The following is a 26014-nucleotide window of genomic DNA, read 5'->3' as shown; positions in this document are numbered from 1 at the left end:
CGGCCGGAGGTCTCCCTGCCGTGGCGCCGAAGCGACTCACCCGCCGAGGAAACTGAGCCGCACCTGCCGGTCGGGGTTGTCCTTGTTGGTGTCGACCACGCACACCGACTGCCAGGTGCCCAGCGCCATCTCCCCGCCCACCACGGGGACAGTGGCGTGCGGCGGCACCAGCGCGGGCAGCACGTGGTCGCGGCCGTGACCGGGGCTTCCGTGGCGGTGCTGCCAGCGGTCGTCGGCGGGGAGCAGGGTGTGGAGGGCGGCGAGGAGGTCGTCGTCGCTGCCGGCACCGGTCTCCAGGATCGCCACGCCCGTCGTGGCGTGCGGGGTGAAGACGTTCAGCAGGCCGTCGCGGCCGGCCGCCACCTCGCGGAGGAAGGAGGCGCAGGCGTCCGTCAGGTCGTGGACCGTCTCCCTGTCGCCGGTGGTGATGCGCAGCGTACGGGTGGTGAATGCGTCGCTCATGCCCCCATGGTGTCACCGTGCGGGTGCGGGTCGGGGCAGGCCGGTCGGGCGCCGGGAAGATCCGGGAGCCGCCCCCTGTTGGTGGAAACATGAACCACATGGTGGGCGGGGACGTGGACGTGGTCGTCATCGGCGCGGGACAGGCCGGGCTGTCCGCCGCGTACCACCTGCGGCGCGCCGGTCTCGAACCGGACCGGGACGTCGTCGTGCTGGACCACGCCCCGCGACCGGGCGGCGCGTGGCAGTTCCGCTGGCCGTCGCTGACGTACGGCCGTGTGCACGGGATGCACGCGCTGCCCGGCATGGAGCTGACCGGCGCGGACGACAGCCGTCCGTCGTCGGAGGTGATCGGCGGGTACTTCGCACGGTACGAGGAGAGGTTCGGACTGCGGGTGCACCGGCCCGTGGACGTCACGGCCGTCCGCGCGGGGGCGGGCGGGCGCCTGCTGGTGGAGTCCTCGGAGGGGACGTACACGACGCGGGCCCTGGTCAACGCGACGGGGACCTGGGACCGGCCGTTCTGGCCGCGTTACCCGGGACAGGAGACCTTCCGCGGCCGGCAGCTGCACACGGCGGACTACCCGGGACCGGCGGAGTTCGCCGGCCGGCGGGTGGTCGTGGTGGGCGGCGGGGCGTCGGGGACGCAGCATCTGATGGAGATCGCGGAGGTGGCGGCCGGGACGACGTGGGTCACGCGCCGCGAGCCGGTGTGGCGCGAGGGCCCGTTCGGCGAGGCGGAGGGCCGGGCGGCGGTGACCCTGGTGGAGGAGCGGGTGCGGCGCGGGCTGCCGCCGCGGAGCGTGGTCGGCGTGACCGGCCTGCCGCTGAACGACGCGACCCAGCGGGCCCGCGAGCGGGGGGTCCTGGACCGGCAGCCGATGTTCGACCGGATCACCCCGACAGGCGTGGCCTGGGACGCGGGGCCCTCGTCGGCGGGGCGGACGGTGGACGCCGACGTCATCCTGTGGGCGACCGGCTTCCGGGCGGCCATCGACCACCTGGCCCCGCTGCGGCTGCGCGAGCCGGGCGGGGGCGTCCGCCTGGACGGTACGCGCGCGGCGCGCGACGAACGCGTGCACCTGGTGGGGTACGGCCCGTCCGCCTCCACGATCGGTGCGAACCGGGCCGGCCGTTCCGCGGCCCGTGACATCGCCCGCCTGCTGGACCCGGCCCGCGACCGGGACCGGGACGACGACCGGCACCGCGACGACGACCGGGACCGCGGCCGGGACGGGGACCGGGAGCCGGCCGCCGTCTGACGCGGGCGGCCGCCGTCGCGGACCGGCCGGGCGGCGGTCAGTTCGGCGCCGACGCGCGCTGGGCGTTGAACTCCTGGACGTTGCGCTGGTGTTCCGCGTAGTCGGCGGTGAAGCGGGTGTCGCCGGGGCGCACGGTGACGAAGTAGAGCCAGTCGCCGGGCGGGGGGTCCACCGCGGCGTGCATGGCCTGCTCGCCGGGGTTGCCGATCGGCGTGGGGGGCAGGCCCTGGCGGTTGTAGGTGTTGTACGGGTTGTCCATCCGGGTGTCGGCGTGCGACGTGTCGAGCGTGGAGCGGCCGAGCCCGTAGTTGAGGGTGGAGTCCATCTGGAGCGTCATTCCCTGGGCGAGGCGGTTGCGGACGACCCGGGCGACCTTGCCCATGTCCTCCGGGGTGTCCGCCTCGGCCTGCACGATGCTGGCGATGGTCACCGTCTGGTAGAGGCTCACGCCGTTGCGCTGGGCGCCGGAGGTGATGCGGTCCGCGCCGAACCGCTGGTGGGCGGTCCTGACCATGTAGTCCAGCAGGCCGGGCGGGGTCGTCTTCTCGTAGACCGGGTACGTCGCGGGGAAGAGGAACCCCTCCGGGTTGCCCAGCGCGTCCGCCGGCAGCTTGAGCGTGCCGGCCTCGGCGGCCTTGCGGGTGGTGCCGGGCGCCACCTTCAGCGCCTTGTCGGCCGCCTCGTACACCTGGCTCGCCCGCCACCCCTCCGGGACGAGCAGCATCGTCGGCTTCTCCGGGGGCGGTACGGCCGGGGGCTCCTTGAGCAGCAGCAGCGGCACCAGGACCGCGGCGGCCACCACGACGACCAGGCCGGCGCCCAGGGTCAGCCATCCGCGACGGGTCATGCGGGGCCACCTGCGCCGGTTCGTGTCCTGCGGGGGCTCGTTCACCATGCCGGAACGCTAACCCGAGATCAGCACATAATCCGGTAAATCCGGCCGTATCGTCCTCCTCCTTGCCGCACGGAGCGGACGAACGCGGGCTCGACTGTCCGCCCGATCCCATGAGCGACGCCGATTTCGCCCTGCGTGCCGCGCGCTGCGGGTGATGCTCACAGTGTGCGAGTGGCGGGCGCCCTGGACCGCGACCGCGCCGTCCCCGCACCCGGGCACCGTCCGGCGCACGGCCGGACCCCGCCGCCGGATCCGGTTCAGGAGGTGGCCGGCTCCAGCTCGGCGTCACCGCGCACCAGCGCGGCGTACCGGCCGTCCCGCTCCATCAGCTCCTCGTGCGTCCCCCGCTCCACGATCCGCCCCGCGTCCAGGACCACGATCTCGTCGGCGTCCCGGATGGTGGAGAGCCGGTGGGCGATGGTGATGGTGGTGCGGCCGGCGGAGAGCGCGTCGATCGCCTGCTGCACGGCGTGTTCCGTACGGGTGTCGAGGGCGCTGGTGGCCTCGTCGAGGATCAGCACGGGCGGATCGCGCAGGATGGTCCGGGCGATGGCCAGCCGCTGCTTCTCCCCGCCCGAGAAGCGGTATCCCCGCTCGCCGACCAGGGTGTCGTAGCCGTCGGGCAGGGACGCGATGTGGTCGTGGATCTGGGCCGCCCTGGCCGCCGCCTCGATCTCCCGGTCGGTCGCCTCCGGCCGGGCGAAGCGGAGGTTGTCGGCGACCGAGGCGTGGAAGAGGTAGGTCTCCTGGGAGACCACGCCCACCCCGCGCGCGAGGCTGTCGAAGTCGAGGTCCCGCACGTCGACGCCGTCGAGCGTGACACGGCCTCCGGTGACGTCGTACAGCCGGGGGACGAGGTAGCTGAGCGTGGACTTGCCGGAGCCGGTGGGACCGACGACGGCCAGGCTGCCGCCGGCCGGCACGGCGATGTCGATGCCGCTGAGCGTTTCGCCGCCCTTGTCGTCGTACCGGAAGTCGACGTCCTCGAAGCGGACCTCGCCGCGGATCTCCTCCAGCCGGACCGGGGCGTCGGGCTCGGTGATGTCGACGCGGAGGTCCAGGTACTCGAAGATCCGTTGGAACAGGGCCATGGAGGTCTGGATGTCCACGCCGGTCGACAGCAGGCTGACGGCGGGCCGGAAAAGGCCCTGCTGGAGCGAGACGAACGCGACGAGGGTGCCGATCGAGATGCCCGGGCCGCCCGTCTGGAGCGCCAGCCCGGCCGCCCAGTACAGCATCGCGGGCATGGCGGCCATGACGATGCCTATGGTCGACATCCGCCACCGGCCGGCCATCGAGGAGCGGACCTCCAGGTCGACGAGGCGCTCGGACTCGGTGGCGAAGGACCGGGTGAGCGAGTCGGCCCGGCCCATGGTGCGGCCCAGCAGGATCCCGCTGACGGACAGCGACTCGGTGACGGTCGCGGCCATGACCGCCATCTGCCCCTGCCGCTGGGCGGTGATCCGCTTGCGCTCGCGGCCGACCCGGCGGCTGATCCACACGAACACCGGCAGCAGGAGCAGCGAGACGACCGTCAGCCGCCAGTCCAGGGCCAGCATCGCCACCACGGTGGCCACGACGGCGGTCAGGTTCGACACCAGGGAGGTCGCGGTGGAGGTGACGGTGGCCTGCATCCCGCCGATGTCGTTGGCGATGCGGGACTGGACCTCACCGGTGCGCGTACGGGTGAAGAAGGCGAGCGGCATGCGCTGGAGCCGGCCGTAGACGGCGGTACGCAGGTCGTGCATGACGCGCTGGCCCACCGTCGTGGAGATCAGCGTCTGCAGCACGCCGAAGACGCCGGTCACCACGGCGGTGAGGATCATGCCGAGGGCGAGGAGGGTGAGCAGGCCCGTGCGGCCCTGCGGGATCGCGGTGTCGAGGATCTCGCGGAGCAGGAAGGGCGAGGCGACCGACACGAGCGACGAGGCGCCGACGAGCAGGCCGACCACGGCCAGCCGTGCGCGGTAGGGACGGAAGAGCCGGAGGATGCGCCGGATCTGGGCCGGCGGCTGCTCCGGATCGGGGGGCGGGGGCGTCCAGGTGGACTCTGCGTGGATGCGCATGGGCTCCTTCGAACGTACAGGGCGTGGTGCGGGCCGTCCTCCGGAGGCCGGCCCCGGGGCCGCTCCGGGATCGCCTCCCGCGCGGTCCCGGGGGCCGCCCTTCGACGATGTCGGAGAGGATAGCTCATTGTTACCTACCCTCACAATGAACGTGGTCCTGATACCATCCGGCCATGTACTCCCCCGACGCCGACGGCCTCCTCGCCGAGCAGCTGCTCCGGCTGACCCGGCGCCTCCACCGCAGCCAGAAGCGGCAGCTGGAGTCGGCCGACATAGCGATCACTCCCGCCCAGTCCCGGCTGTTGCGCACGGTCGCCCACTACGACGCGCCGCCCCGGATGGCCGACCTCGCCGCCCGTCTCGAGGTCGTCCCGCGCGCCGTGACCAGCCTGGTGGACGGGCTGGAGGCCCGGGGCCGGGTCCGCCGGATCCCCGATCCGGCCAACCGCCGGGTGGTGCGGATCGAGCTCACCGACGCGGGGCGGGACACGCTGCGGCAGCTGCGTACCGCGCGCCTGGCCGCCGCGGAGGACATCCTGGCTCCATTGACCGCCGAACAGCGCGAGGTGCTCGGTGGGCTGCTGTCCGCCCTGGTGGACGGGAGTCCGGAGCGGCCCTGCTGACGCCCGTGCCGTGACACCCGCGCCGGGTCGCCGGTCGCCCGTGCCGCCTGCCGAGGGGACAGTGACATGCCGCTGCCGGAGCCGAGACCCGACGCCCTGCGCCCCGGCACGCACCACGGCCCGGCCCCCGACCGGGTGCCCGACCTGATGGCCCACGGGTCGCCCGAACGGCTGCGGGACGAGCTGGCGGCGCTGCTGGGTGCGGAGAAGGTGCTGTGGCAGGTGTCCGACCTCGTCCGGTACGCGTCGGACGCCAGCCCCTACCGCTTCGTCCCGCAGGTCGTCGTGGTCCCGGAGGACGTCGACGACGTCTCGGCCGTCCTGTCGTACGCCCACGGCCGCGGCCGGGAGGTCGTGTTCCGCGCCGCCGGGACGAGCCTCAACGGCCAGGCGCAGGGCGAGGACATCCTGGTCGACGTGCGCCGGCACTGGGCGGGGATCGAAGTCCTCGACGGCGGTGCCCGCGCCCGTGTCCGGCCCGGCACCACCGTCGCCCGCGCCAACGCGACCCTCGCCCGGTTCGGCCGCGTCCTGGGCCCGGACCCGGCCAGCGCGATCGCCTGCACCGTCGGCGGGGTGGTCGCCAACAACGCGTCCGGGATGACCGCCGGCACGACGCGCAACTCGTACCGTACGGTCGCCTCGCTCACCGTCGTCCTGCCGTCCGGCACGGTCGTCGACACCGGCGACCCCGCGGCCGACGACGTACTGGAGCGGGCGGAGCCCGGCCTGTGCGCGGAGCTGCTCGCCATCAAGGCGGAGATCGAGGCCGACGCGGAACTGACGGCCCGCATCCGCGCCAAGTACGCGCTCAAGAACACCAACGGCTACCGGCTCGACGCCTTCCTCGACGCCGCGACGCCGGCCGGGATCCTGCGAGGGCTGATGGTCGGCTCGCAGGGCACCTTCGGCTTCATCTCCGAGGTGGTGTTCGACACCCTGCCGCTGGACCGCGAGGTCGCCGCGGCGCTGCTGTTCTTCCCCTCGCTGCCCGCCGCCGCGGCCGCGGTGCCGCGCTTCACCGAGGCGGGCGCGGCCGCCGTGGAGCTGATGGACGGCAACACGCTGCGGGCGTCGGTGCGGGTGGACGGGGTGCCCGCCGACTGGGGACGGCTGCCCGGCCCGACCACGGCGCTGCTGGTGGAGTTCCGGGCGCCCGACACGGCGGCCCTGGAGGGGTACGAGCGGGCGGCGGCACGGGTGCTCGACGACGTCGAGCTGACGGCGCCCGTGGCGTCGGTGACCAACGCCTTCACCCGGGACGCCAGGACGATCGGCGGCTACTGGAAGGCCCGCAAGGCGTTCGTCGCCGCGGCGGGCGGCGGGCGCCCCTCCGGCACGACGCTGATCACCGAGGACTTCGCGGTGCCGCCCGCCCGGCTCGCCGAGGCGTGCGAGGCGCTCCTCGCGCTCCAGGCCGAGCACGGCTTCGACGCCGCCGTCGCCGGGCACGCGGCCCACGGCAACCTGCACTTCCTGCTGGCCTTCGACCCGGCCGACCCGGCCGACGTCGACCGGTACGCCGCCTTCATGGACGAGTTCTGCAAGCTGACCGTCGAGCGGTTCGACGGCTCCCTGAAGGCCGAGCACGCCACCGGCCGCAACATCGCGCCGTTCCTGGAGCTGGAATGGGGGCCCAGGGCCACGGAGCTGATGTGGCGTACGAAGCGGGCCTTCGACCCCGACGGGGTGCTCGCCCCGCGCGTCGTCCTCGACCGGGACCCTCGGGGCCACCTGCGCGGCCTGAAGACGGTACCGACGGTGGAGCCGATCGCCGACGCGTGCATCGAGTGCGGCTTCTGCGAGCCGACGTGTCCCAGCCGGGATCTGACGACGACGCCCCGCCAGCGGATCGTGCTGCGCCGCGAGATGACGCGGCAGATTCCCGGGTCGCCCGTGGAGACGGGCCTGCTGGCGGCGTACGGGTACGCCGCGGTGGACACCTGCGCGGGTGACTCGGCGTGCGGCCTGGACTGCCCGGTGGGCATCGACACGGGCGCCCTGATGAAGCGTCTGCGGCACGCCCGCCACTCGGCGCGCGAGGAGCGGACGGCGGCGCTGGCCGCGCGGCGGTTCGCGGCGGTGGAGGCCGCGGCGCGGCTCGCGGTGGCCACCGGCCGCCGGCTCGGCGACCGCCTGCCCGGTGCCGTCACCGGGCTGGTCCGCGCGGTGGCGGGGCCCGAGCTGGTGCCCGGGTGGCTGCCGGAGATCCCCGGTGCGGCCGCCGCCGAGCTGCCCGTCACGGACCGGGCGCGGGCGGTGGCCGTGTACTACCCGGCGTGCGTGAACCGGGTGTTCGGCGAGCCGGAGGGGTTCGACGGGCCGTCCCTGCCGGAGGCGGTGGTGGCCGTGTCCGGGCGGGCCGGGAAGCCGGTGTGGATCCCGGCCGACGTGGCGGGCACCTGCTGCGCCACGATCTGGCACTCCAAGGGGTACGACGAGGGCGCGCGGGTGATGGCGAACCGGATCGTCGAGGCCGCCTGGGGCTGGACGGCGGGCGGCCGGCTGCCGCTCGTGGTGGACGCCTCATCCTGCGCCCTGGGCCTGGCGCGCGAGGTGGCGCCGTACCTCAGCGCCCGCAACCGCGAGCTGCACGCGGAGCTGACCGTGCTCGACTCGGTCGTGTGGGCCGCCGACGAGCTGCTGCCGCACCTGTCGGTGCGGCGGAGGGCCGCGTCGGCGGTCGTCCACCCGACCTGCGCGATGCGGCACCTGGGCGACGAGGACCGGCTGCCGCTGATCGCGGAGGCGTGCGCGGAGGAGGTCGTCGTCCCGGACGACGCCGGCTGCTGCGCCTTCGCGGGCGACCGCGGGATGCTGCACCCCGAGCTGACGGAGTCGGCGACGGCCCGGGAGGCGGCGGAGGTGACTGCGCGGACGTTCGACGCGTACCTCTCCGCGAACCGGATGTGCGAGCTCGGCATGCATCACGCCACGGGCCGCCCCTACCACTCCGCGCTCCTCCAGCTGGAGTGGGCGACCCGCCCCTGAGGCCGGCGGGGGCGCCTCCGGGCCGGCGCCGGGCGGGGCGGCGGTGTCGTCGGCGTGGTGGGACCGCACGGGTGCCCGAGCCGCCGCCGCGCCCGAGATTTGACGCGCCCCTGACACAGCACGAGGACGGGGCGGGGGGTGAACCCGTTTCCGGCCACCCCCTCGGAAGAGTCCATGCGCTCGGAACAAGAGTCCAACCAGCCCTCTTGCCCACCAGCAGCCCCAACGGCCAGGGTCCTTCCGGGATTCATGAACCAGCCGCGCACACCACGCACTGGAGGTTCGATGAACGACGCAGCACCCGGGAACCAGGACGGGGACCAGGACCGGTCCCAGGAGCCGCCCAGCCGGCGTTCCGTCCTGCGGACCACGGCCGGGGTGGCGGGAGCCGCCGGGCTGGGGTTCGGCGCCCTGGGCGGTACCGCCGCCGCCGCAACACCGGAGATGACCGCCGCTCCCCCGCGCCGGGGCCCCACGATGGCCGGCGTGCCGTTCGAGCGGCGCTCCACCGTGCGCGTCGCGATCGTCGGACTCGGCAACCGCGGCGGCAGCATGATCGATCTGTTCCTCGCCGTCCCGGGCGTGCGGGTGGTCGCCGTCTGCGATCCCGTGAAGGCCAAGGCCGAGCAGGCCGTGGCGAAGGTCGTGGCGGCCGGGCGGCCCTCCCCCGCCGTGTACGCCAACGGGGAGGACGACTACGAGAACCTCTGCCGGCGCGGCGACATCGACCTGGTGTACGTGGCGACCCCCTGGGACCTCCACTTCGCCATGGCGAAGGCGGCCCTGCTGAACGGCAAGCACATCGGCGTCGAGTGCCCCCTCGCGATGCGCCTGGAAGAGCTGTGGGAGCTGGTCGACCTCTCCGAGCGCACCCGCCGCCACTGCATGCAGCTGGAGAACTGCTGCTACGGCCGCAACGAGATGCGGGTCCTGCGCATGGCCCACGCCGGCAGGTTCGGCGAACTGCTGCACGGCGCCGGGGCGTACAACCACGACCTGCGGGGCCTGATGTTCTCGCCGACGTACTACGAGGGCCCCTGGCGCCGCCTGTGGCACACCCGGCTGCGGGGCGACCTCTACCCCAACCACGGCTTCGGTCCGGTCGCCAACTACATGGACGTCAACCGGGGCGACCGCGCGGTCAGCATCAGCAGCTTCGGCACCCCCGCGCTGGGCCTGGCCGAGTACCGCGAGGCCAACATGCCGCCGGGCGACCCCAGCTGGAAGGAGACGTACATCGGGAGCGACCGCACCATCAGCATGGTGCGGACGGCGAAGGGCCGGGTGATCCGGCTGGAGCACGACGTGTCGACGCCGCACCCGTACAGCAGGATCAACAGCCTGGGCGGGACGAAGGGCGTCTTCGAGGACTACCCGGCCCGGATCTACATCGAGCCCGACCACACCGACGACCGGTGGGCCGACTTCTCCGCGTACGCGGACGAGTTCGACCACTGGCTGTGGAAGGAGCACGCCGACCCGCCCGGTGGGCACGGCGGGATGGACTACATCATGGTGTTCCGCCTGATGCAGTGCATGCGGCTCGGACTGGTCCCCGACCTCGACGTGTACGACGCCGCCACGTGGTCGGCTCCCGTGCCGCTCAGCCACGCCTCCGTCAGGGCGAAGGGCGCGCCGCAGCGGATACCCGACTTCACGCGCGGCGAGTGGCGGAAGGCGCGGCCGGGCGTGGACTCGGTCAAGCCGGAGTGACGGCCGCGGGGCCCGGTCCCGGCACCGGCCGGCCGGGCCCCGCGCGCACCGGGTCAGCAGCGCCGGCGGTCCTCCGTCAGCGTCCCCTGCGCGGTCCTCAGGCTCCGGTCGTAGCAGCCGCCGGAGCCGTACCGCCGGTACCGCTCGGAGCTGGTGCCGACCGCGTGCCGCTGGTCGCGCGGGACACCGGTGGTGTACGTCGCGTCGCCCGCGTACGTGTCGTCGATCCGGGTCCACCGCGGGCGCTGCCCGGCGCGCAGGACCAGGGAGTCGGCGCGATCGCCGAGAGTGAGGACGGTGCGCAGCCGGTCGCCGGCCCCGAGCGTGGTCTCGCCGCCCATGGTGTACGTGCGGTGGGTGCGGGTACGGGTGCCGCCCCGGGACACGGTCTCGTCGTCCCGCCAGGTCGCGGTCAGCGCGTCGCGGCTCTCGCCGTCGGTCCAGCGGTGGACGGAGGTGTGGGCCACGGAGCGGGTGACGGTGGTCGTGACGCGGCCGCGCGAGGTGTCCAGGTGGCCGGCGACGGTGAGCCGGTGGGCGGCCCGGGTGTCGAGGCGGTGCTCGGCGCCGGGCGTGTGGACGGAGGTGCGGGCGGGCGCGCTCTCCTCGTGGCGGGTCAGCGCCCCGGTGACGACCGCGCGGCCCTCGTCGTGCCAGACGAGCAGGTTGGTGGGCGTCGACCAGCCGGTCGTGCCCGCCGGTACGCCGGCGACGGACACCTCCACGCGGTGCGGGCGGCCGTCGTTGAGGACGGCGGCGAACGGGGTCAGGTCGTACCGGACCGGCGTGACGTCGAAGGCGCGCGGGCCGGGGATCACGTACCAGAGGAAGGGGTTGGACCAGCCGCCGGTCCAGACGGTGGGGAAGGGCGCGGCGATCCCGGCGATCCGCCCGTCGACGGCGATCCGCACCTCCCGGTGCGGCCCGCCCGCCGCCTTGCACGAGTAGGGCGCGGCGTCCGGGACGGTCAGGTACCAGTACTCCTCGCAGCCGCCGCCCGAGCCGGTGGCGTACACCTCGGCGAGGAGGCGTTCGGTGTTGCGCGGGGTGGTGAGGGACGGGGTGGTGAGCGGGATCACCCGATCGGGGACGTCGGCGGACGCGGCCGGCTTCCCCGCGTGGAAGGCGAGCGTCACCTCGACGTCGAGGACGCCGGTGTAGGTGTCGTCCACGACGTTGCCGATGAGCATCTCGACGGGTTGGGGGCGGCGCAGGGTGTCGCTGTACCGGGTGATGTCCTTCTCGACCGACCAGGTGATGCCGTCGGGGGACGGCTGCGGTGTGGACGTGCGGAACACCTCGACCCCGCCGATGGAGAGGTGGCCGAGCCGGTCGTACTGGCGCCCCTTCACGCTTCCGTCGAGCCGCAGCACCACCGTGCTCCACCGGTCGCCGCACCGCTCGGGGGGCGTGTAGGTGCCCCGGTAGGGCGTGAAGTCGCGGAACTCGGTGGAAACGAGCCTCATTTCGCAGGTGGGCGCGGTGTGCGGCCGGGGAACGGGCGGTGCGGCGGTGACCGGATCGCGCCAATCGGTGCCGAACTCGGCCGGTGGGTCGTGGGGCACGGCGGACGCCGGGGCCGTACCGAACAGCGCGGTGACGGCAAGGACCCCGCCCACGAGCATGCCCATGACTCGTCGTTGTCTCATGGGCCGCGAGTGAAGCGCGGGACGGCCTCCCGGCGCCAGGGGCGGGTGGCGGTACGTGGCGTGTTCCGCGCGGTCCTGCCGGAAAATCGATTGCCGTCCAAGGGCCCGGAAGGCGAACCTTGCACGGTTTCCGGCCGCCGCTCAGCGCTGCCGCCCGCCGACGGAACCCCTGGGACGTCATGCAGATCCACCATCTTCCGTACGCCGATCCGGGTGATCCCGACGTCAGGTCGGGCACCCGCTTCCTCCTGTGGCTGGGGCGCAACCAGTTGGGCGGGCAGGTCAGGTCCCTGCTGTGGGGGCTGCTGCTGCACCTCGGCATCGCCGGTCTGCCGCTGGGCGTGGGCCTCGCGGTCCAGGCGGTCATCGATCGCTCGGGCGGCGGCCTGGCCCGCGCCGGAGCGCTCGTCGCCCTGATGGGCGCGGCCATCGCCGTGGGCGACACGATGATGCACCGCACGGCGGTGACCAACTGGATCACCGCCGCCGCCCGCGTCCAGCAGCTGCTGGCGCGCAAGTCCGCCGAGTTGGGCTCGGTGCTGAACCGCAGGGTGGCCGCGGGCGAGGTCGTCGCCGTCTCCACCGGCGACGTCGAGAAGATCGGCTGGTTCGTGGAGACGCTGTCGCGGTTCGCCGCGGCGGCCACCGCGCTGGTCCTGATCTGCGTGGGCCTGGTCGTCTACCAGCCCGCCCTCGGTGTCGTCGTCGCCCTCGGCGTACCCGTCCTGGCGCTCGCCGCCCTGCCGCTGCTCCCCCGCGCCACCCGGCGCGCGGACGTCCAGCGGGCGAAGGCGGGCCGCGCCACCGAACTGGCCTCGGACACGGTCGCCGGGCTGCGGGTGCTGCGCGGCATCGGCGGCGAGGAGCTGTTCCTCCGCCGCTACCGCGAGGCCTCCCAGGAGGTGCGCGAGGCCGCCGTGCGCAGCGCCCGCATGTGGGCCCTGATCGCCGCGGTGCAGGTGCTGCTGCCGGGGCTGCTGCTGGTCGTCGTGGTGCTGTACGGGGCGAAACTCGCCCTGGAGGGGCGCGTCACGGTCGCCGAACTGGTCACCGTGTACGGCGCGGTGGCCCTCGCCCAGCACCCGCTGCGCAACTTCGAGGAGATCGCCATGGCGTACTCCTTCTCGCGTCCTTCCGCGAAGCGCGCCGCCCGGGTGCTGGCCCTGACGCGCACGACCACCAGCACCGCGGCGGCGGCGCACGAGCGGCCTGGCGGGGACCTGTACGACCCGGTGACCGGGCTGCTGGCACCGGCCGGCCTGTTCACCGCCGTGGTGTGCGGCGACCCGGACGCCGCCGGGAGGCTGGCCGACCGGCTCGGCGGGCATCCGTCCGAGGACCCGGAGGCGCACGTCTCCGTCCTCCTCGGCGGGGTGCCGCTGGACGAACTGCCCCTCGACACGGCGCGCTCGGCCGTCCTCGTCCAGGACAAGGACCCGGTCCTGCTGTCCGGCACCCTGCGCGAGCTGCTGGACGTGCCGTCGTCCGGGAAGGTCACCGCCGAGGACGCCCTGGCGGCCGCCCGGTGCGGCGACGTGCTGGACGCGCTCGCGCAGGCGTCACCGGGCGACGGCGGCGACCCGATGCGCACCCGGATCACCGAGCGCGGCCGGTCCCTGTCCGGCGGCCAGCGCCAGCGCCTGGCCCTGGCGCGGTCGCTGGTCACCGACCCGGAGGTGCTGGTGCTGGACGAACCGACGTCCGCGGTGGACTCGCACACCGAGGCGCGGGTCGCGGCCGGCATCCAGCGGCTGCGCACCGGCCGGACGACCGTGGTGCTGGCCTCGTCGCCGCTGCTGCTGGACCTCGCGGACCGGGTGGTGCTCGTCCATGAGGGCCGGGCGGTGGCGGTGGGCACCCACCGCGAACTGCTGGCCGCCGAGGGGCGCTACCGCGCGGTGGTCACCCGTGAGACCGATGAGGAGACCCTGGTGGACATCGAGGAGTCGGCATGACCGTCGTCATCGGCATGGCGCCGCCCGACCACGACCCGGCGGCCCCGGAGTCGGCGACCACGCTGCCGGTGGGCACCGCCGCGACCGTCCGGGCGTACGTGACCGGACTGCTGCGCCGCCACCGCACGGCGTTCGCCGTGCTCGTCGCCGTCAACGCGGTGGCGGTCGTCGCGTCGATGGTCGGGCCGTACCTGCTCGGCTCGCTGGTCGACCGGCTCGCCGAGGGCGCGCGGGACCTGCGTCTGCCGGTCACCGTGGGCGCGTTCCTGGCCGCGCTGGTGGTGCAGACGGTGTTCGTGCGCATGGTGCGGCTGCGCGGGGCGATGCTCGGTGAGGAGATGCTGGCCGATCTGCGCGAGGATTTCCTCGTGCGGTCGGTCGCGCTGCCGCCGGGAGTGCTGGAGCGGGCGGGCACCGGTGACCTGCTCTCCCGGGTCACCACCGACATCGACCGGCTGGCCAACGCCATGCGCGAGGCGGTGCCGCAGCTGGCCGTCGGCGTGGTGTGGGCGGGGCTGCTGATCGGCGGGCTCACGGTGACCGCGCCGCCGCTGGCCCTCGCCGTGCTGGTGGCGGCGCCGCTGCTGGTCGTGGGGTGCCGCTGGTACTTCCGGCGGGCGCCCTCGGCGTACCGTTCGGAGGCCGCCGGGTACGCGGCGGTGGCCGCCGCCCTGGCCGAGACGGTCGACGCGGGCCGGACGGTCGAGGCGCACCGGCTCGGCGCGCGGCGGATCGGCCTGTCCGACCGGCGGATCAAGGAGTGGACGGCGTGGGAGCGCTACACGCTCTTCCTGCGCTCGGTGCTCTTCCCGGTCGTCAACGTCACCCACACCACCGTCCTGGCCGCCGTCCTGATGATCGGCGGCGGGTTCGTCCTGAACGGCTGGATGGACGTCGGGCAGTTGACGACCGGCGCGCTGCTGGCCCAGATGCTGGTCGAGCCGGTGGGCATCATCCTGCGCTGGTACGACGAGCTCCAGGTGGCCCAGGTGTCGCTGGCCAGGCTCGTCGGGGTGCGGGACATCGAGCCGGAGAGCGGCGACGCGTCCGTCCGGCCCGGCGGGCGCGACGTACGGGCGCGGGAGGTGCGGTTCGGCTACCGCGAGGGCGTGGACGTGCTGCACGGGGTGTCGCTGGACGTGCCGCCGGGCACGCGCGTGGCGCTGGTCGGCCCGTCGGGAGCGGGCAAGTCGACGCTGGGCCGGCTGCTGGCCGGGATCTACGCGCCGCGCGCCGGGCGGGTCACGCTGGGCGGGGCGGAGCTGTCGCGGATGCCCGCCGAGCGGGTACGGGAACATGTCGCGCTGGTCAACCAGGAGCACCACGTCTTCGTGGGTTCGCTCCGCGACAACCTGCTGCTCGCGCGGGCGGGCGCGCGGGACGCCGAGCTGTGGGCGGCCCTCGCGGCGGTCGACGCCGACGGCTGGGCGCGGGCGCTGGACGACGGGCTGGACACCGAGGTCGGGTCGGGCGGCGTGGCGCTGACCCCGGCGCAGGCCCAGCAGGTCGCGCTGGCCCGCCTGGTGCTGGCCGACCCGCACACCCTGGTGCTGGACGAGGCGACGTCCCTGCTGGACCCGCGCGCCGCCCGCAACCTGGAGCGGTCCCTGGCCCGGGTGCTGGAGGGCCGTACGGTGGTGGCGATCGCGCACCGGCTGCACACGGCCCACGACGCGGACGTGATCGCGGTCGTCGAGGACGGGCGGATCAGCGAGTCGGGCAGCCACGCCGAGCTGGTCGCGGCGGACGGCGCCTACGCCGCGCTGTGGCGGTCCTGGCACGGGTAGGGGCGGGACGGGCCCGGCGCGGGGGCGGGCAGGGGCGGGACGGGCCGTGGGGGGACGGGCAGGGGCGGGACGGGCCCGGGGCTGCGCCTGCGCGCCGCCCCGGGCCCCCGTTTCAGCGGGCGCCGTGGACCTCCAGGGCCGCGCGGACCGCCGATTCGAGGGCGCCCTCGATCCAGGCGGGCTTCACCGAGGTGTGGCAGCCCGCGAAGTGCAGCGGGCCCTCCTTGGTGCGCATGTCCAGGAGGATCTCGGTGTGCTGGCCGGGCAGCAGGACGGAGGCCTCGCCGTAGGCGTACGGGTCGCGCTGCCAGCTCTGGGTGCGGCCGACGCCCGTGAAGAAGACCTCCAGCCGCTGCCCGTACACCTCCTGCATGCCGCGCAGGGCGAGCGCGTACCGGGCCTCGTCGTCGTAGGCGTCCCAGCGCCTGGCGTCGTCGGCCCAGCTGTAGGAGGCGAGGACCACGCCGCCGTCGCTGCCGGGCACGGGGTGGGAGGGGTTGAACATGAAGCGGTTCGGGTTGTCGGTGACCGACCCGCCGCCGATGACCTCGGCGGCCTCGGGCTGGTCGCGGGAGACGTGGGCGTTCGCCGCGTAGTGGGTGCGCTGGTCCTGGGTGAGGTGCCCCCGGGGCACGGAGGGGTGCCGGCCGAGCCTCCGCCCGTCCGGCGGCACCTGCCCCTTGCGGTACGCGTCGTAGAGCCCCGGCTCCATGGCGTCGAGTTCGCGGCGCCAGTCGTCCTCACCGAACTCCCACCAGCGTCGGCTGAATTCGAGCAGGACCTTGGTGGCGCTGTCGTAGTGCACCTCGGTGACGGCACGGCGCTTGCGGTACGACAGCGGGGGCGAGATCTGGACGTGGCGCAGTCCGGAGAAGGGGATGGTCACGATCGCCGCGTCGCCGGTGAACCGCTCGCGGACCACGGGGCCGCCGCGCCCCTCGGAGACCGTGTCGACGACGACCCGCTCGCCCTTCTCCCGGGTCTCGATGCGGGTGACGCGCCGGTCAAAGCGGACATCGTCGCGGACCTGTTCGAGCAGCGCGTCGGCGAGGACGGCGGTGCCGCCCTCCAGCTCGTAGAAGGCGGTGCCGGGGCTGATGAGCGCCTGGCTGATGAAGCTGTGCAGGAACGAGAGCGGCAGCCTGGAGGTCATGTTCTCCAGGGTTCCGATCAGGTCGATCGTGCGCTCGTCGAGTTTGGCGTGCTCGGTGAGGAACCGGTACATGGACCAGTCGCCGAAGCGCTGGATGACGCGGGTCCAGCCTTCGAGCAGCTCGGGCATCGGCTTGTCGACCCGGGTGCCGTCGGAGCGCTTGACGCTGTACTCGTCGCGTACGGGGTCGAGGGCGCGGCGCACGATGTCGGCGGCCGGGATGTTCTCGTACGCCGACGGCACGCCGAAGGAGCGGTTGATCGCGCGGGGGTCCTTGGCGTAGTCGGCGCGGCGGGCGCGGATGCCGTTGACGTGGATCCAGGTCCGGTAGCGCGGCTTGCCCTCGGGGTCGGTGTCGACGTAGTGGAAGGGGCGGCGCGTGATGCCGAACTTGTCGATCAGGCCGATGACGAGCGGGTGACTGCCGGGGATGCGCATGGCGCCCGCCTCGGCGTACTGCCTGGGGTCGGCGAAGGGCTGGTCGGCGTTCTCGTGTCCGCCGGTGCGGAAGGTCTTGATGCGGCCGCCGGCGCGGTTGCCGTTGGCCTCGATGACGGTGACCCGGTGACCGGCGTGCTTGAGGAGGGCGGCGGCGGCCATGCCGGCCGGCCCGGCGCCGAGGACCAGGACGTCCTTGGGGGCGGTGGACGCCTTGGGCAGGCCGCCGCCCAGCAGGACCTTCTCGTAGCGCGGGATCAGGCGCCGGTTCTGGTCGTCGAGGACCAGGAGGGCGCGGGCGACGGCGAGGCAGGTCTCCCGGTCGGCGGTGGAGCGGGGCGCGGCGGGCGCCGGGGCGGCGGTGGCGGGGGATGCGGTGAGGGCGGCCGTGGGCAGAGCGGTGGCGGCCGCCACGGCACCGGCACCGGCCGTCAGCTGACGGCGCGACAGGTGAACGGAATCCATGATCAGAAAGAAAGCGGATCTTCCGGTCGCGTGGAACTGCTTCCCGTTCCGTTCACTCGAACGAGAGCGGGGATCAGATGAAGTTGAGCGCGGCCGCCCCACCCACGCCGCCGAGCAGCATGAACGCCGGCATCAGCACCTTGAGCTCCACCCAGCTGCCCGCGCGGAAGCGCATGCCCTTCGGCGGCCCCACCGGGTACCAGCGCTTCCCGCCGACCGGGATCGGCCACAGGACGGGGCAGCCGGATACGGTCAGGGCGTCGCCGACGTCGTGGACGAGGGCGCCCAGCACGATCGGCAGGCCCAGCCACAGGTACTCCTGGCCGGGCGCGGTGAACAGCCAGTCCGCGCCGTTGCCGGGCTTGTCCAGGACGCCCGCGAGGATCCACGCGCTGGTGGCGCCCAGCAGCCACACCAGGACGTCGCTGGACATCCGGGCCGCCCGCCACAGCAGGCCCTCCACCGCCAGCACCAGGTGGACGAAGAGGATCCCGAGCACCGCCCACCGGCCGCCGGTGATGGCGAGCACGGACGCCCCCGCCCCGCACAGCACGGCCCACACCCAGGTGTGCGTGAGGGTGCGGTGGCCGCCGCTCCGGCGGGCGTCGGCGCGCGTCCTGGTGGCCTTGTAGACGGCGTACGAGAGCTTGTCGACGATCTCGCAGAGCCCGCGCGAGACGGGCCCGAAGGCCCGCGAGATGGTCGCCGACTTGTGGTCGAGGTCCGGTGCGAGCGCCGCACCGGCGCAGATCAGGGCGCCGACGACGAGTACCGGCCACGGCATCGGATACCCCGCCGCGGCGGTGGCGGCCCCCACTCCCAGCCACGCGGCCGCCCCGGAGAGTGAGTGCGCCGGTCCCATCATGTGCGTTCCCCGCCCCGTTTGCTCTTGTCCTGCGCCCCGGTCGACAGGACAGCCTACCGTTCGTGATCTTCATCCGGACGGCCGGTTCCCGCTTCCGGACACGGGCCAGGCAAGATGGGGGCGTGACCCTTATCGATCAGCTGCCGCCCGACGCCGACCCCGATGCCCTCTTCGAGGCCTTCTCGTCCTGGGCCGAGGGCCAGGGCCTCACGCTCTACCCGGCCCAGGAGGAGGCGCTGATCGAGGTGGTCTCCGGGGCCAACGTCATCCTCTCCACCCCCACCGGCTCGGGCAAGTCGCTGGTCGCGGCCGGTGCGCACTTCACGGCGCTCGCGGCGGACCAGGTGACCTTCTACACCGCGCCGATCAAGGCGTTGGTGTCGGAGAAGTTCTTCGACCTGTGCAAGCTCTTCGGCACCGAGAACGTGGGCATGCTGACCGGCGACGCGTCCGTGAACGCCGACGCGCCCGTGATCTGCTGCACGGCGGAGGTGCTGGCGTCGATCGCGCTGCGCGACGGCAGGCACGCCGACGTCGGCCAGGTGGTGATGGACGAGTTCCACTTCTACGCCGAGCCGGACCGCGGCTGGGCCTGGCAGATCCCGCTGCTGGAACTGCCGCAGGCGCAGTTCGTCCTGATGTCGGCGACGCTGGGCGACGTCTCGATGTTCGAGAAGGACCTCACGCGCCGCACCGGCCGCCCCACCTCCGTGGTGCGTTCGGCGACCCGGCCGGTGCCGCTGTCGTACGAGTACCAGCTCACGCCGATCACGGAGACGCTGACCGAGCTGCTGCAGACCAGGCAGGCACCGGTCTACATCGTCCACTTCACCCAGGCGCAGGCCGTGGAGCGGGCGCAGTCGCTGATGAGCATCAACATGTGCTCGCGCGAGGAGAAGGACAGGATCGCCGAGCTGATCGGCAACTTCCGCTTCACCACCAAGTTCGGCAAGAACCTCTCGCGGTACGTGCGGCACGGCATCGGCGTGCACCACGCGGGCATGCTGCCCAAGTACCGGCGCCTGGTGGAGAAGCTGGCCCAGGCGGGCCTGCTGAAGGTCATCTGCGGGACGGACACGCTGGGCGTCGGGGTCAACGTCCCCATCCGTACGGTGCTGTTCACGGCGCTCACCAAGTACGACGGCAACCGGGTGCGGACGCTGCGCGCCCGGGAGTTCCACCAGATCGCGGGCCGGGCGGGGCGCGCCGGGTTCGACACGGCCGGGTTCGTGGTCGCGCAGGCGCCCGAGCACGTCATCGAGAACGAGAAGGCCCTGGCCAAGGCCGGCGACGACCCGAAGAAGCGCCGCAAGGTGGTGCGGAAGAAGGCCCCGGAGGGCTTCGTCGGCTGGACGGAGAACACCTTCGAGAAGCTCATCGCCTCCGAGCCCGAGCCGCTGACGTCCCGTTTCCGCGTCACCCACACCATGCTGCTGTCGGTGATCGCGCGGCCCGGCAACGCCTTCGAGGCGATGCGCCGGCTGCTGGAGGACAACCACGAGCCGCGCAAGAACCAGCTGCGGCACATCCGCCGCGCCATCGCCATCTACCGCTCGCTGCTGGACGGCGGGGTCGTCGAGCAGCTCGCCGAGCCGGACGCGGAGGGCCGCACGATCCGGCTCACCGTCGACCTCCAGCAGGACTTCGCGCTGAACCAGCCGCTGTCGACGTTCGCGCTGGCGGCGTTCGACCTGCTGGACCCGGAGTCCCCGTCGTACGCGCTCGACATGGTGTCGGTCGTCGAGTCCACGCTGGACGACCCGCGCCAGATCCTCGCCGCCCAGCAGAACAAGGCGCGCGGCGAGGCGGTCGGCGCGATGAAGGCGGACGGCGTCGAGTACGAGGAGCGGATGGAGCGGCTCCAGGACATCTCGTACCCGAAGCCGCTGGAAGAGCTGCTGTGGCACGCGTACAACACGTACAAGACCTCACACCCGTGGGTCGGTGACCACCCCGTCTCGCCGAAGTCCGTCGTCCGCGACATGTACGAGCGGGCGCTGACCTTCACGGAGTTCACGTCCTTCTACGAGCTGGCGCGGACCGAGGGCATCGTGCTGCGGTACCTGGCGTCCGCGTACAAGGCGCTGGACCACACCATCCCGGACGACCTCAAGACCGAGGACCTGGAGGACCTGATCGCCTGGCTGGGCGAGATGGTGCGGCAGGTCGACTCCTCGCTGCTGGACGAGTGGGAGCAGCTGGCCAACCCTGAGGTCGAGACGGCCGAGGAGGCCCAGGAGAAGGCCGACCAGGTCAAGCCGGTCACGGCCAACGCCCGCGCCTTCCGGGTGCTGGTGCGCAACGCGATGTTCCGCCGGGTGGAGCTGGCCGCGCTGGACCAGCTGGCGGAGCTGGGCGAGATGGACGCGGAGTCCGGCTGGGACGAGGAGCGGTGGGCGGAGGCGATGGACGCGTACTGGGACGAGTACGACGACCTCGGCACCGGCCCGGACGCGCGCGGGCCGAAGCTGCTGTCGATCGACGCGTCCGACGAGAACACGGCACACGGCCTGTGGCGCGTCCGGCAGACGTTCGCCGACCCGAACGGCGACCATGACTGGGGCATCAGCGCGGAGGTGGACCTGGCGGCCTCGGACGAGGAGGGCCGCGCGGTCGTCCGCGTCACCGACGTCGGCCAGCTGTGAGCCGGCCCGCTGCGAGCCGTTCGACAGCTGGCGCGCCGGCCGCGCACCGGCCGGCCGCCCAAGTCGGCCGGCCGTAAGTCGGCCGGCCGTAAGTCGTCCAGCGTGAAGGAGCATTCGTGACGAACCCCGCCGAGAGACTCGTCGACCTGCTCGACCTGGAACGGATCGAGGTCGACATCTTCCGTGGTGCGAGCCCGCAGGAGTCCCTGCAACGGGTCTTCGGCGGGCAGGTCGCCGGCCAGGCCCTGGTCGCGGCCGGCCGGACCACGGAGGGCGACCGCCCGGTCCATTCACTGCACGCGTACTTCCTGCGGCCCGGCATCCCGGGCCTGCCGATCGTGTACCAGGTCGAACGGGTGCGGGACGGACGGTCGTTCACCACCCGCCGGGTGACCGCGATCCAGCGCGGCAAGACGATCTTCAACCTCACGGCGTCCTTCCACCAGCCGGAGGAGGCGGGCTTCGAGCACCAGTTGCCGCCGCGGCTGGACTTCCCGCCGCCGGAGGACCTGCCGTCGGTGACCGACGAGATCCGCGAGCACCTGGGCGCGCTGCCGGAGGCGCTGGAACGGATGGCGCGGCGCCAGCCCTTCGACATCCGCTACGTCGACCGGCTGCGGTGGACGGCCGAGGAGCTCAAGGAGGCGGACCCGCGCAGCGCGGTGTGGATGCGCGCGGTGGGCCCGCTCGGCGACGACCCGCTGGTGCACACCTGCGCGCTGGCGTACGCCTCCGACATGACCCTCCTGGACGCGGTCCGCATCCCGGTCGAGCCGCTGTGGGGCCCGCGCGGCTTCGACATGGCGTCGCTGGACCACGCGATGTGGTTCCACCGCCCGTTCCGTACCGACGAATGGTTCCTGTACGACCAGGAGTCCCCGATCGCGACGGGCGGCCGTGGCCTCGCGCGCGGCCGGATCTACGACCGGGAGGGCCGACTGCTGGTGTCGGTGGTCCAGGAGGGCCTGTTCCGCCGCCACTGACCCGCACGGGCCGGGCGGAGCGGCGTCACAGGCCGGGCAGCGCGTCCTGCTCGACCTCGTGGCGCCGCGTGCGGATGTCGGGCCCGGCCGGGTGCAGCTTGGCGTCGCATGCGGGGCCGAGGCCGGTGCGCCGCGAGGAGGCACCGGTGAGCGTCCGTCCGCACAGCCGGCACCGCACCGGCCGGGGGCCGGCGGCGACGGTCTCCGTCCCGAGCAGTTGCTGTTCCTGGTGCACACCTGCCTGTCTACCAGGCGCGCGTGTTTTGATCGACCCTGTTGTCCTTCCCCTCGACGAGGAGTCCCCACATGTCCCTGTACGACATTCCGCTGCGCACCCTGTCCGGTGACCCGACGACCCTGGCCGAGTACCGGGACAAGGTGGTCCTGGTGGTCAACGTCGCGTCCAAGTGCGGGCTGACGCCGCAGTACGAGGGCCTGGAGCGGCTGCAGAAGAGCTACGGCGACCGGGGCTTCACGGTGCTGGGCGTGCCCTGCAACCAGTTCGGCGGCCAGGAGCCCGGCACGGCGGAGGAGATCGGCACGTTCTGCTCGGCGACGTACGGAGTGACCTTCCCGCTCCTGGAGAAGACGGACGTCAACGGCCCGGACCGGCACCCGCTGTACACCGAGCTCACGAAGGTGGCGGACGCGGACGGCGTGGCCGGGGACGTCCAGTGGAACTTCGAGAAGTTCCTGATCTCCCCGGGGGGCGAGGTCACCCGCTTCCGCCCGCGTACCGAGCCGGAGGGCGCCGAGCTGGTCGCGGCGATCGAGGCACGGCTGTCCGTCTGACGCGCACCGCTCCGTCCGCGCCGGTCCCCTGCCGGGGGCCGGCGCCTTCTTCGTGGCCGAAGGTTCGCGCCCCCCCCTTTTTCCTTTCGGCGCCGAATAACGCTACGGAATGGAGCGTAATCACCGCGCCATCTTTTTCCTTCATATGTGCGCACGGGCATTGACCTGCCACCACTACTCGCCAGTAGCCTCCTTTTCGCGCCCCCCACGCGCCCCTTCACCGAGGTAGGTCATGAAGAAGAACCTGCTGGTCATCACCGTGGTGAGCACCCTGCTCGGGCTGGCCGCCACCGTCCCCGCCGACGCCGCCGACGACACCGCCGCCGCCGCTCCGGCGTCCTCCTTCCGGCCCGGTAGCGACCCCATTCTGTTCGTACACGGATACAGCTCTTCCGGCTCGTACTGGAACACCATGGCCGACCGGTTCCGCGCGGACGGCTGGCCCTCGACCCACCTGCGCCAGTGGAGCTACGACTGGCGCCAGTCCAATGCCACCACCGCACGGGGAATCGCCGCGGAGGTCGACCGGCTGCTCGCGGAGACCGGCGCCTCCAGGGTCGACGTCGTCACCCACTCCATGGGCGGCCTCTCCAGCCGTCACTGGACCAAGAGCCTCGGCGGCAGCGGGAAGACCGACGCCTGGGTCTCCCTGGGCGGCCCCAACCACGGCACCGACGCGGCCAACTCCTGCTACGACACCTCGTGCACGGAGATGCGGATCGGCTCCGCCTTCCTCACCGCGCTCAACTCCGGCGACGAGACCCCCGAGGGCACCCGCCACGCCACATGGTGGTCGCCCTGCGACACCTTCATCAACCCGGACAGCAGCGTCGCCCTGAGCGGCGCCGCCAACACGCGCACCGCCTGCCTCGGCCACAGTGCCCTGGGCTCCGACCCGGTGGTGTACGGACAGGTACGCGACTTCGTCAACGGCTGATTCGCCGTCCCCGCCCGTGCGGCCGCCGGCCACGCGGGCCGGGCCGACGTCAGGCCACCGCGCTGAGGGTGTCCGCCAGGCGGTGGCGGGTGGCGCGGGCCGCCGGGAGGGCCGCCAGGGCGACCGCGCCGGCGACGGCGGCGGCGGCCAGCGCCAGGAGCTGGAGCGGCGGCGGGGCGTGGGCGATGCCCGCGCCGATGCCGGTGGCGTGCGCCTCGTGGTCGATCAGCCAGAGGGCGAACGGGACGCCGAGGGCCGTGCCGAGGAGGGCGGCGGCAAGGGCGGTGCACCCGGTCGCGGTGAGCGTGACGGCGGTGATCTGGCGCGGGGAGAGGCCAATGGCCTTGAGGGCCAGCAGGTCCCGCTCGCCGTCGCGGACGGTGCCGCCGATGGCGGTGGACAGCTCGGTGAGGCCGATGAGGGCGAGGACGGCGATCAGTCCGGCGACGACGCCGCGCAGCGCGGAGAGCCGGTCGGCGGGGCTGGAGACCTCGCGGACGTCCAGCCGTCCGGAGGAGGCGGCGGCCAGTTCGGCGCTCACCGCCCGGGGGTCGGCGCCGGGGCGCAGTTGCAGCTGGTAGAGGCTGGGGCGCAGGGCGGGGTCGTTCTCGCGGAGGGTGTCGAGCGAGGTGGAGACGACCCGGCCGCCGTTCTCCGGTTCGATGCTGCGGCCGACGATGTGCAGCACCTGCGGGTGGCCGGCGACGGTCAGCCGCACCCAGTCGCCGACGCGGGCGCCGAGCAGGTCGAGCAGCCCCTGTCCGGCGACCGCCTCGTCCGGGCCCCGGGCGGGGCGGCCCTCGGCGATGGAGTACGGGAATGGCCGCTCGCGGGTGCCGAGGCCGCGCAGCGCGATGGTGCCGGTCTGGCCGGGGACCAGTGCGGCGACCTCCAGGCCGGGGTGGGCGGCGGCGACCTGCCGGTGGGCCCGCAGGAGCGCGGTGGCGTCGCGGTCGGTGAGCGTGCCGTCGGGGCGGGCGGTGAGCGCGGCGGCGAGGCCGAGCTGCTCGGGGCGGCTGTCGAACCGCTCGATGGTCGTCCACGCGCCGAGGGCCACGGTGATCAGCAGCAGCGGGAGGGCGAGGCGCCCGATGGCCGCCGGGGCGCGCCGCCCGCGCCCGAAGGCCCGGTGCCAGCCGAGGACCAGCGCGGGCGGCACGCGCAGCCCGAGCGCCTTCCGTGCCGCGCCGGACAGTCCGGCGCCCGGGGCCCCGGCGGCGGGCAGCACCGGCACCGGCGGTACGCGGCCCGCCCGCCAGGCGGCCAGGCAGGTCGCCGCCCCGATGAACAGCACGGCCCCGGCGGGCACCAGGACGAGCGCCGGCAGGTGGCCCGGGAGGCCCTGCCAGACCTGCACGGCGTCCCCGAGCCGGCCCGGCAGGCGGCCGCCCAGCGTCCGTACGACCAGCACGGCCAGGGCGGCGCCGAACACGGCGAACGCCAGGTGCTGGACGAGGAAGATCCGGACGACCTGGCCGGGGGTGAACCCGACGGCCTTGAGGACGGAGATGTCCCGCAGGTGGCCACGGACCCGGGTGGCGATGGCGCCGAACACCGCGAGCGCGGCGGCGATGAGGGCGCCGAGGCCGAAGAGTCCGAGGACCTGGCCGAGCAGCCGGGTGTCGCCCTGCGCCTCGCCGCGGGCCTGCTGCCAGGTGGAGACGTCGCCGACGGCGCCCGCGCCGAGCGTGGTGACGGCGCGCTGGACGGTGTAGTCGGTGTCGCCGGGGTCGGCGAGCCGCAGTCCGACGACCTGGCCGCCGGTGCGGTCGAGGGGCACGGCGCGCGGCAGGGCCCAGATGGTGCCGGGCCGTTCGCCGGGCCGGTAGCGGCGCTCGGCGGTCTCGGCGACGCCCAGGACGGTCACCGTGCGGTCGGCGACGGCGAGCCGGTCGCCGGGCTCCGCCCACAGGGCGCGGGCGAGGCCCGCCTCGAGGACGACGCCGTCGGGCGTGGCCGGGTCGAGCCAGCGGCCGGACGTCATGAGGGGGCGGCCGGTCGGGGGCGGGCCGCCGTCCGTGGCGCGCAGTTCCACGCCGGCGCGGGCGCCGCGTGAGGCGACGGTGGTGGTGGCGGTGCGGTAGGGGCCGGACACGGCGTCGACGCCGTCCAGGGCGGCGAGCCGGCCGGTGTCGGCGGCGGGCCCGGTGTGGATCCAGACGTGGGCGCCCCGGGACTGGGTGAACACCCGCTGCCAGGGGTTGGTGGCGTAGCCGAAGAGCGCGGTGGCGAGCAGCAGCGACGCGACGATCCCGGCGGTGGCGGCGACGAGGAACAGTGCCTCGCCCCGGTGGGTCCGCAGATCGGCGTGCGCCCAGCGCAGCATGGCCCGCACA

Annotated in this window: 18 protein-coding genes; 10 read left to right on the top strand and 8 right to left on the bottom strand. The window is 73.8% G+C overall.

The annotated features are described in order from the left end of the window. Positions 1 to 36 precede the first annotated feature (36 nt). Positions 37 to 462, bottom strand: a complete 426-nt coding sequence (locus AC07DW_RS10100) for a secondary thiamine-phosphate synthase enzyme YjbQ (protein WP_478857165.1) — start codon at positions 460 to 462, stop codon at positions 37 to 39. Between the two features lie 89 nt (positions 463 to 551). Between AC07DW_RS10100 and AC07DW_RS10095 the strand changes: the two genes are divergently transcribed. Next, positions 552 to 1721, top strand: coding sequence for an FAD-dependent oxidoreductase (locus AC07DW_RS10095; protein WP_478857164.1), 1170 nt, complete (start codon positions 552 to 554; stop codon positions 1719 to 1721). Positions 1722 to 1758: 37 nt separating this feature from the next. Here AC07DW_RS10095 and mltG read toward each other — a convergent pair whose 3' ends face one another. Beyond that, a complete protein-coding gene (mltG, locus tag AC07DW_RS10090; protein WP_478857163.1) occupies positions 1759 to 2616 on the bottom strand; it encodes an endolytic transglycosylase MltG in 858 nt (285 codons plus the stop codon). Between the two features lie 257 nt (positions 2617 to 2873). After that, positions 2874 to 4682, bottom strand: a complete 1809-nt coding sequence (locus AC07DW_RS10085; protein ID WP_478857162.1) for an ABC transporter ATP-binding protein — start codon at positions 4680 to 4682, stop codon at positions 2874 to 2876. A 173-nt stretch (positions 4683 to 4855) separates the two neighbouring features. Between AC07DW_RS10085 and AC07DW_RS10080 the strand changes: the two genes are divergently transcribed. The 3 genes from AC07DW_RS10080 (at position 4856) to AC07DW_RS10070 (ending at position 10009) form a co-directional block, all read left to right on the top strand. Beyond that, on the top strand, positions 4856 to 5305 hold the full coding sequence (locus AC07DW_RS10080; protein WP_478857161.1) for a MarR family winged helix-turn-helix transcriptional regulator: 450 nt from the start codon (positions 4856 to 4858) through the stop codon (positions 5303 to 5305). Positions 5306 to 5371: 66 nt separating this feature from the next. Further along, positions 5372 to 8296: an FAD-binding and (Fe-S)-binding domain-containing protein gene (locus AC07DW_RS10075; RefSeq protein ID WP_478857160.1), complete on the top strand. Its 2925-nt coding sequence runs from the start codon at positions 5372 to 5374 to the stop codon at positions 8294 to 8296. 285 nt (positions 8297 to 8581) lie between these two features. Beyond that, positions 8582 to 10009 (top strand): Gfo/Idh/MocA family protein, encoded by a 1428-nt coding sequence (locus AC07DW_RS10070; RefSeq protein WP_478857159.1) that lies wholly within the window; start codon positions 8582 to 8584, stop codon positions 10007 to 10009. 53 nt (positions 10010 to 10062) lie between these two features. Here the strand turns inward: AC07DW_RS10070 and AC07DW_RS10065 are convergent, their stop codons facing one another. Further along, entirely contained in the window at positions 10063 to 11658 is a 1596-nt protein-coding gene (locus AC07DW_RS10065) for a peptide-N4-asparagine amidase (RefSeq protein WP_478857158.1), read from the bottom strand. Positions 11659 to 11837: 179 nt separating this feature from the next. Between AC07DW_RS10065 and AC07DW_RS10060 the strand changes: the two genes are divergently transcribed. Beyond that, a complete protein-coding gene (locus tag AC07DW_RS10060; RefSeq protein WP_478857157.1) occupies positions 11838 to 13613 on the top strand; it encodes an ABC transporter transmembrane domain-containing protein in 1776 nt (591 codons plus the stop codon). Then, positions 13610 to 15400 (top strand): ABC transporter ATP-binding protein, encoded by a 1791-nt coding sequence (locus AC07DW_RS10055; protein WP_478857156.1) that lies wholly within the window; start codon positions 13610 to 13612, stop codon positions 15398 to 15400. Before AC07DW_RS10060 ends, AC07DW_RS10055 begins: the two co-directional genes overlap by 4 nt. Positions 15401 to 15512: 112 nt before the next feature. On the opposite strand, the gene AC07DW_RS10050 is transcribed toward AC07DW_RS10055, so the two are convergent. Both AC07DW_RS10050 and AC07DW_RS10045 read right to left on the bottom strand, forming a co-directional pair. After that, positions 15513 to 17456, bottom strand: a complete 1944-nt coding sequence (locus tag AC07DW_RS10050) for a flavin monoamine oxidase family protein (RefSeq protein WP_478857155.1) — start codon at positions 17454 to 17456, stop codon at positions 15513 to 15515. A 73-nt stretch (positions 17457 to 17529) separates the two neighbouring features. Then, entirely contained in the window at positions 17530 to 18321 is a 792-nt protein-coding gene (locus AC07DW_RS10045) for a metal-dependent hydrolase (RefSeq protein WP_478857154.1), read from the bottom strand. Positions 18322 to 18443: 122 nt separating this feature from the next. Between AC07DW_RS10045 and AC07DW_RS10040 the strand changes: the two genes are divergently transcribed. Together AC07DW_RS10040 and AC07DW_RS10035 are read left to right on the top strand one after the other, a co-directional pair. Next, a complete protein-coding gene (locus AC07DW_RS10040) occupies positions 18444 to 20966 on the top strand; it encodes a DEAD/DEAH box helicase (RefSeq protein ID WP_478857153.1) in 2523 nt (840 codons plus the stop codon). Between the two features lie 116 nt (positions 20967 to 21082). Further along, the gene (locus AC07DW_RS10035) at positions 21083 to 21949 is read left to right on the top strand and encodes an acyl-CoA thioesterase (protein ID WP_478857152.1); all 867 of its coding nucleotides are present in this window, start codon (positions 21083 to 21085) and stop codon (positions 21947 to 21949) included. Between the two features lie 25 nt (positions 21950 to 21974). Here AC07DW_RS10035 and AC07DW_RS10030 read toward each other — a convergent pair whose 3' ends face one another. Continuing rightward, positions 21975 to 22184, bottom strand: a complete 210-nt coding sequence (locus AC07DW_RS10030; protein WP_189552034.1) for a DUF6011 domain-containing protein — start codon at positions 22182 to 22184, stop codon at positions 21975 to 21977. A gap of 71 nt (positions 22185 to 22255) precedes the next feature. On the opposite strand from AC07DW_RS10030, the gene AC07DW_RS10025 reads away from it, so the two are divergent. Both AC07DW_RS10025 and AC07DW_RS10020 read left to right on the top strand, forming a co-directional pair. After that, a complete protein-coding gene (locus AC07DW_RS10025) occupies positions 22256 to 22741 on the top strand; it encodes a glutathione peroxidase (protein ID WP_478857151.1) in 486 nt (161 codons plus the stop codon). A gap of 232 nt (positions 22742 to 22973) precedes the next feature. Then, positions 22974 to 23678: an esterase/lipase family protein gene (locus AC07DW_RS10020; RefSeq protein ID WP_478857150.1), complete on the top strand. Its 705-nt coding sequence runs from the start codon at positions 22974 to 22976 to the stop codon at positions 23676 to 23678. Positions 23679 to 23727: 49 nt separating this feature from the next. Here the strand turns inward: AC07DW_RS10020 and AC07DW_RS10015 are convergent, their stop codons facing one another. Further along, entirely contained in the window at positions 23728 to 26013 is a 2286-nt protein-coding gene (locus AC07DW_RS10015; protein WP_478857149.1) for an ABC transporter permease, read from the bottom strand. Position 26014: the final 1 nt, after the last annotated feature.

The organism is Streptomyces sp. NPDC045701 (assembly GCF_056432045.1).
The sequence above is the reverse complement of the archived record's forward strand: the minus strand, read 5'-3'. Positions and strand labels throughout refer to the sequence as shown.

What these genes read in the sequence shown, in the direction of transcription:
- AC07DW_RS10060 (WP_478857157.1), top strand. Translation starts at nt 11,838, where the DNA reads ATGCAGATCCACCATCTTCCGTACGCCGATCCGGGTGATCCCGACGTC.
- AC07DW_RS10050 (WP_478857155.1), bottom strand. Translation starts at nt 17,456, where the DNA reads ATGGATTCCGTTCACCTGTCGCGCCGTCAGCTGACGGCCGGTGCCGGT.
- AC07DW_RS10075 (WP_478857160.1), top strand. Translation starts at nt 5,372, where the DNA reads ATGCCGCTGCCGGAGCCGAGACCCGACGCCCTGCGCCCCGGCACGCAC.
- AC07DW_RS10025 (WP_478857151.1), top strand. Translation starts at nt 22,256, where the DNA reads ATGTCCCTGTACGACATTCCGCTGCGCACCCTGTCCGGTGACCCGACG.
- mltG (WP_478857163.1), bottom strand. Translation starts at nt 2,616, where the DNA reads ATGGTGAACGAGCCCCCGCAGGACACGAACCGGCGCAGGTGGCCCCGC.
- AC07DW_RS10045 (WP_478857154.1), bottom strand. Translation starts at nt 18,321, where the DNA reads ATGATGGGACCGGCGCACTCACTCTCCGGGGCGGCCGCGTGGCTGGGA.
- AC07DW_RS10020 (WP_478857150.1), top strand. Translation starts at nt 22,974, where the DNA reads ATGAAGAAGAACCTGCTGGTCATCACCGTGGTGAGCACCCTGCTCGGG.
- AC07DW_RS10055 (WP_478857156.1), top strand. Translation starts at nt 13,610, where the DNA reads ATGACCGTCGTCATCGGCATGGCGCCGCCCGACCACGACCCGGCGGCC.
- AC07DW_RS10065 (WP_478857158.1), bottom strand. Translation starts at nt 11,658, where the DNA reads ATGAGACAACGACGAGTCATGGGCATGCTCGTGGGCGGGGTCCTTGCC.
- AC07DW_RS10080 (WP_478857161.1), top strand. Translation starts at nt 4,856, where the DNA reads ATGTACTCCCCCGACGCCGACGGCCTCCTCGCCGAGCAGCTGCTCCGG.
- AC07DW_RS10070 (WP_478857159.1), top strand. Translation starts at nt 8,582, where the DNA reads ATGAACGACGCAGCACCCGGGAACCAGGACGGGGACCAGGACCGGTCC.
- AC07DW_RS10100 (WP_478857165.1), bottom strand. Translation starts at nt 462, where the DNA reads ATGAGCGACGCATTCACCACCCGTACGCTGCGCATCACCACCGGCGAC.
- AC07DW_RS10085 (WP_478857162.1), bottom strand. Translation starts at nt 4,682, where the DNA reads ATGCGCATCCACGCAGAGTCCACCTGGACGCCCCCGCCCCCCGATCCG.
- AC07DW_RS10095 (WP_478857164.1), top strand. Translation starts at nt 552, where the DNA reads ATGAACCACATGGTGGGCGGGGACGTGGACGTGGTCGTCATCGGCGCG.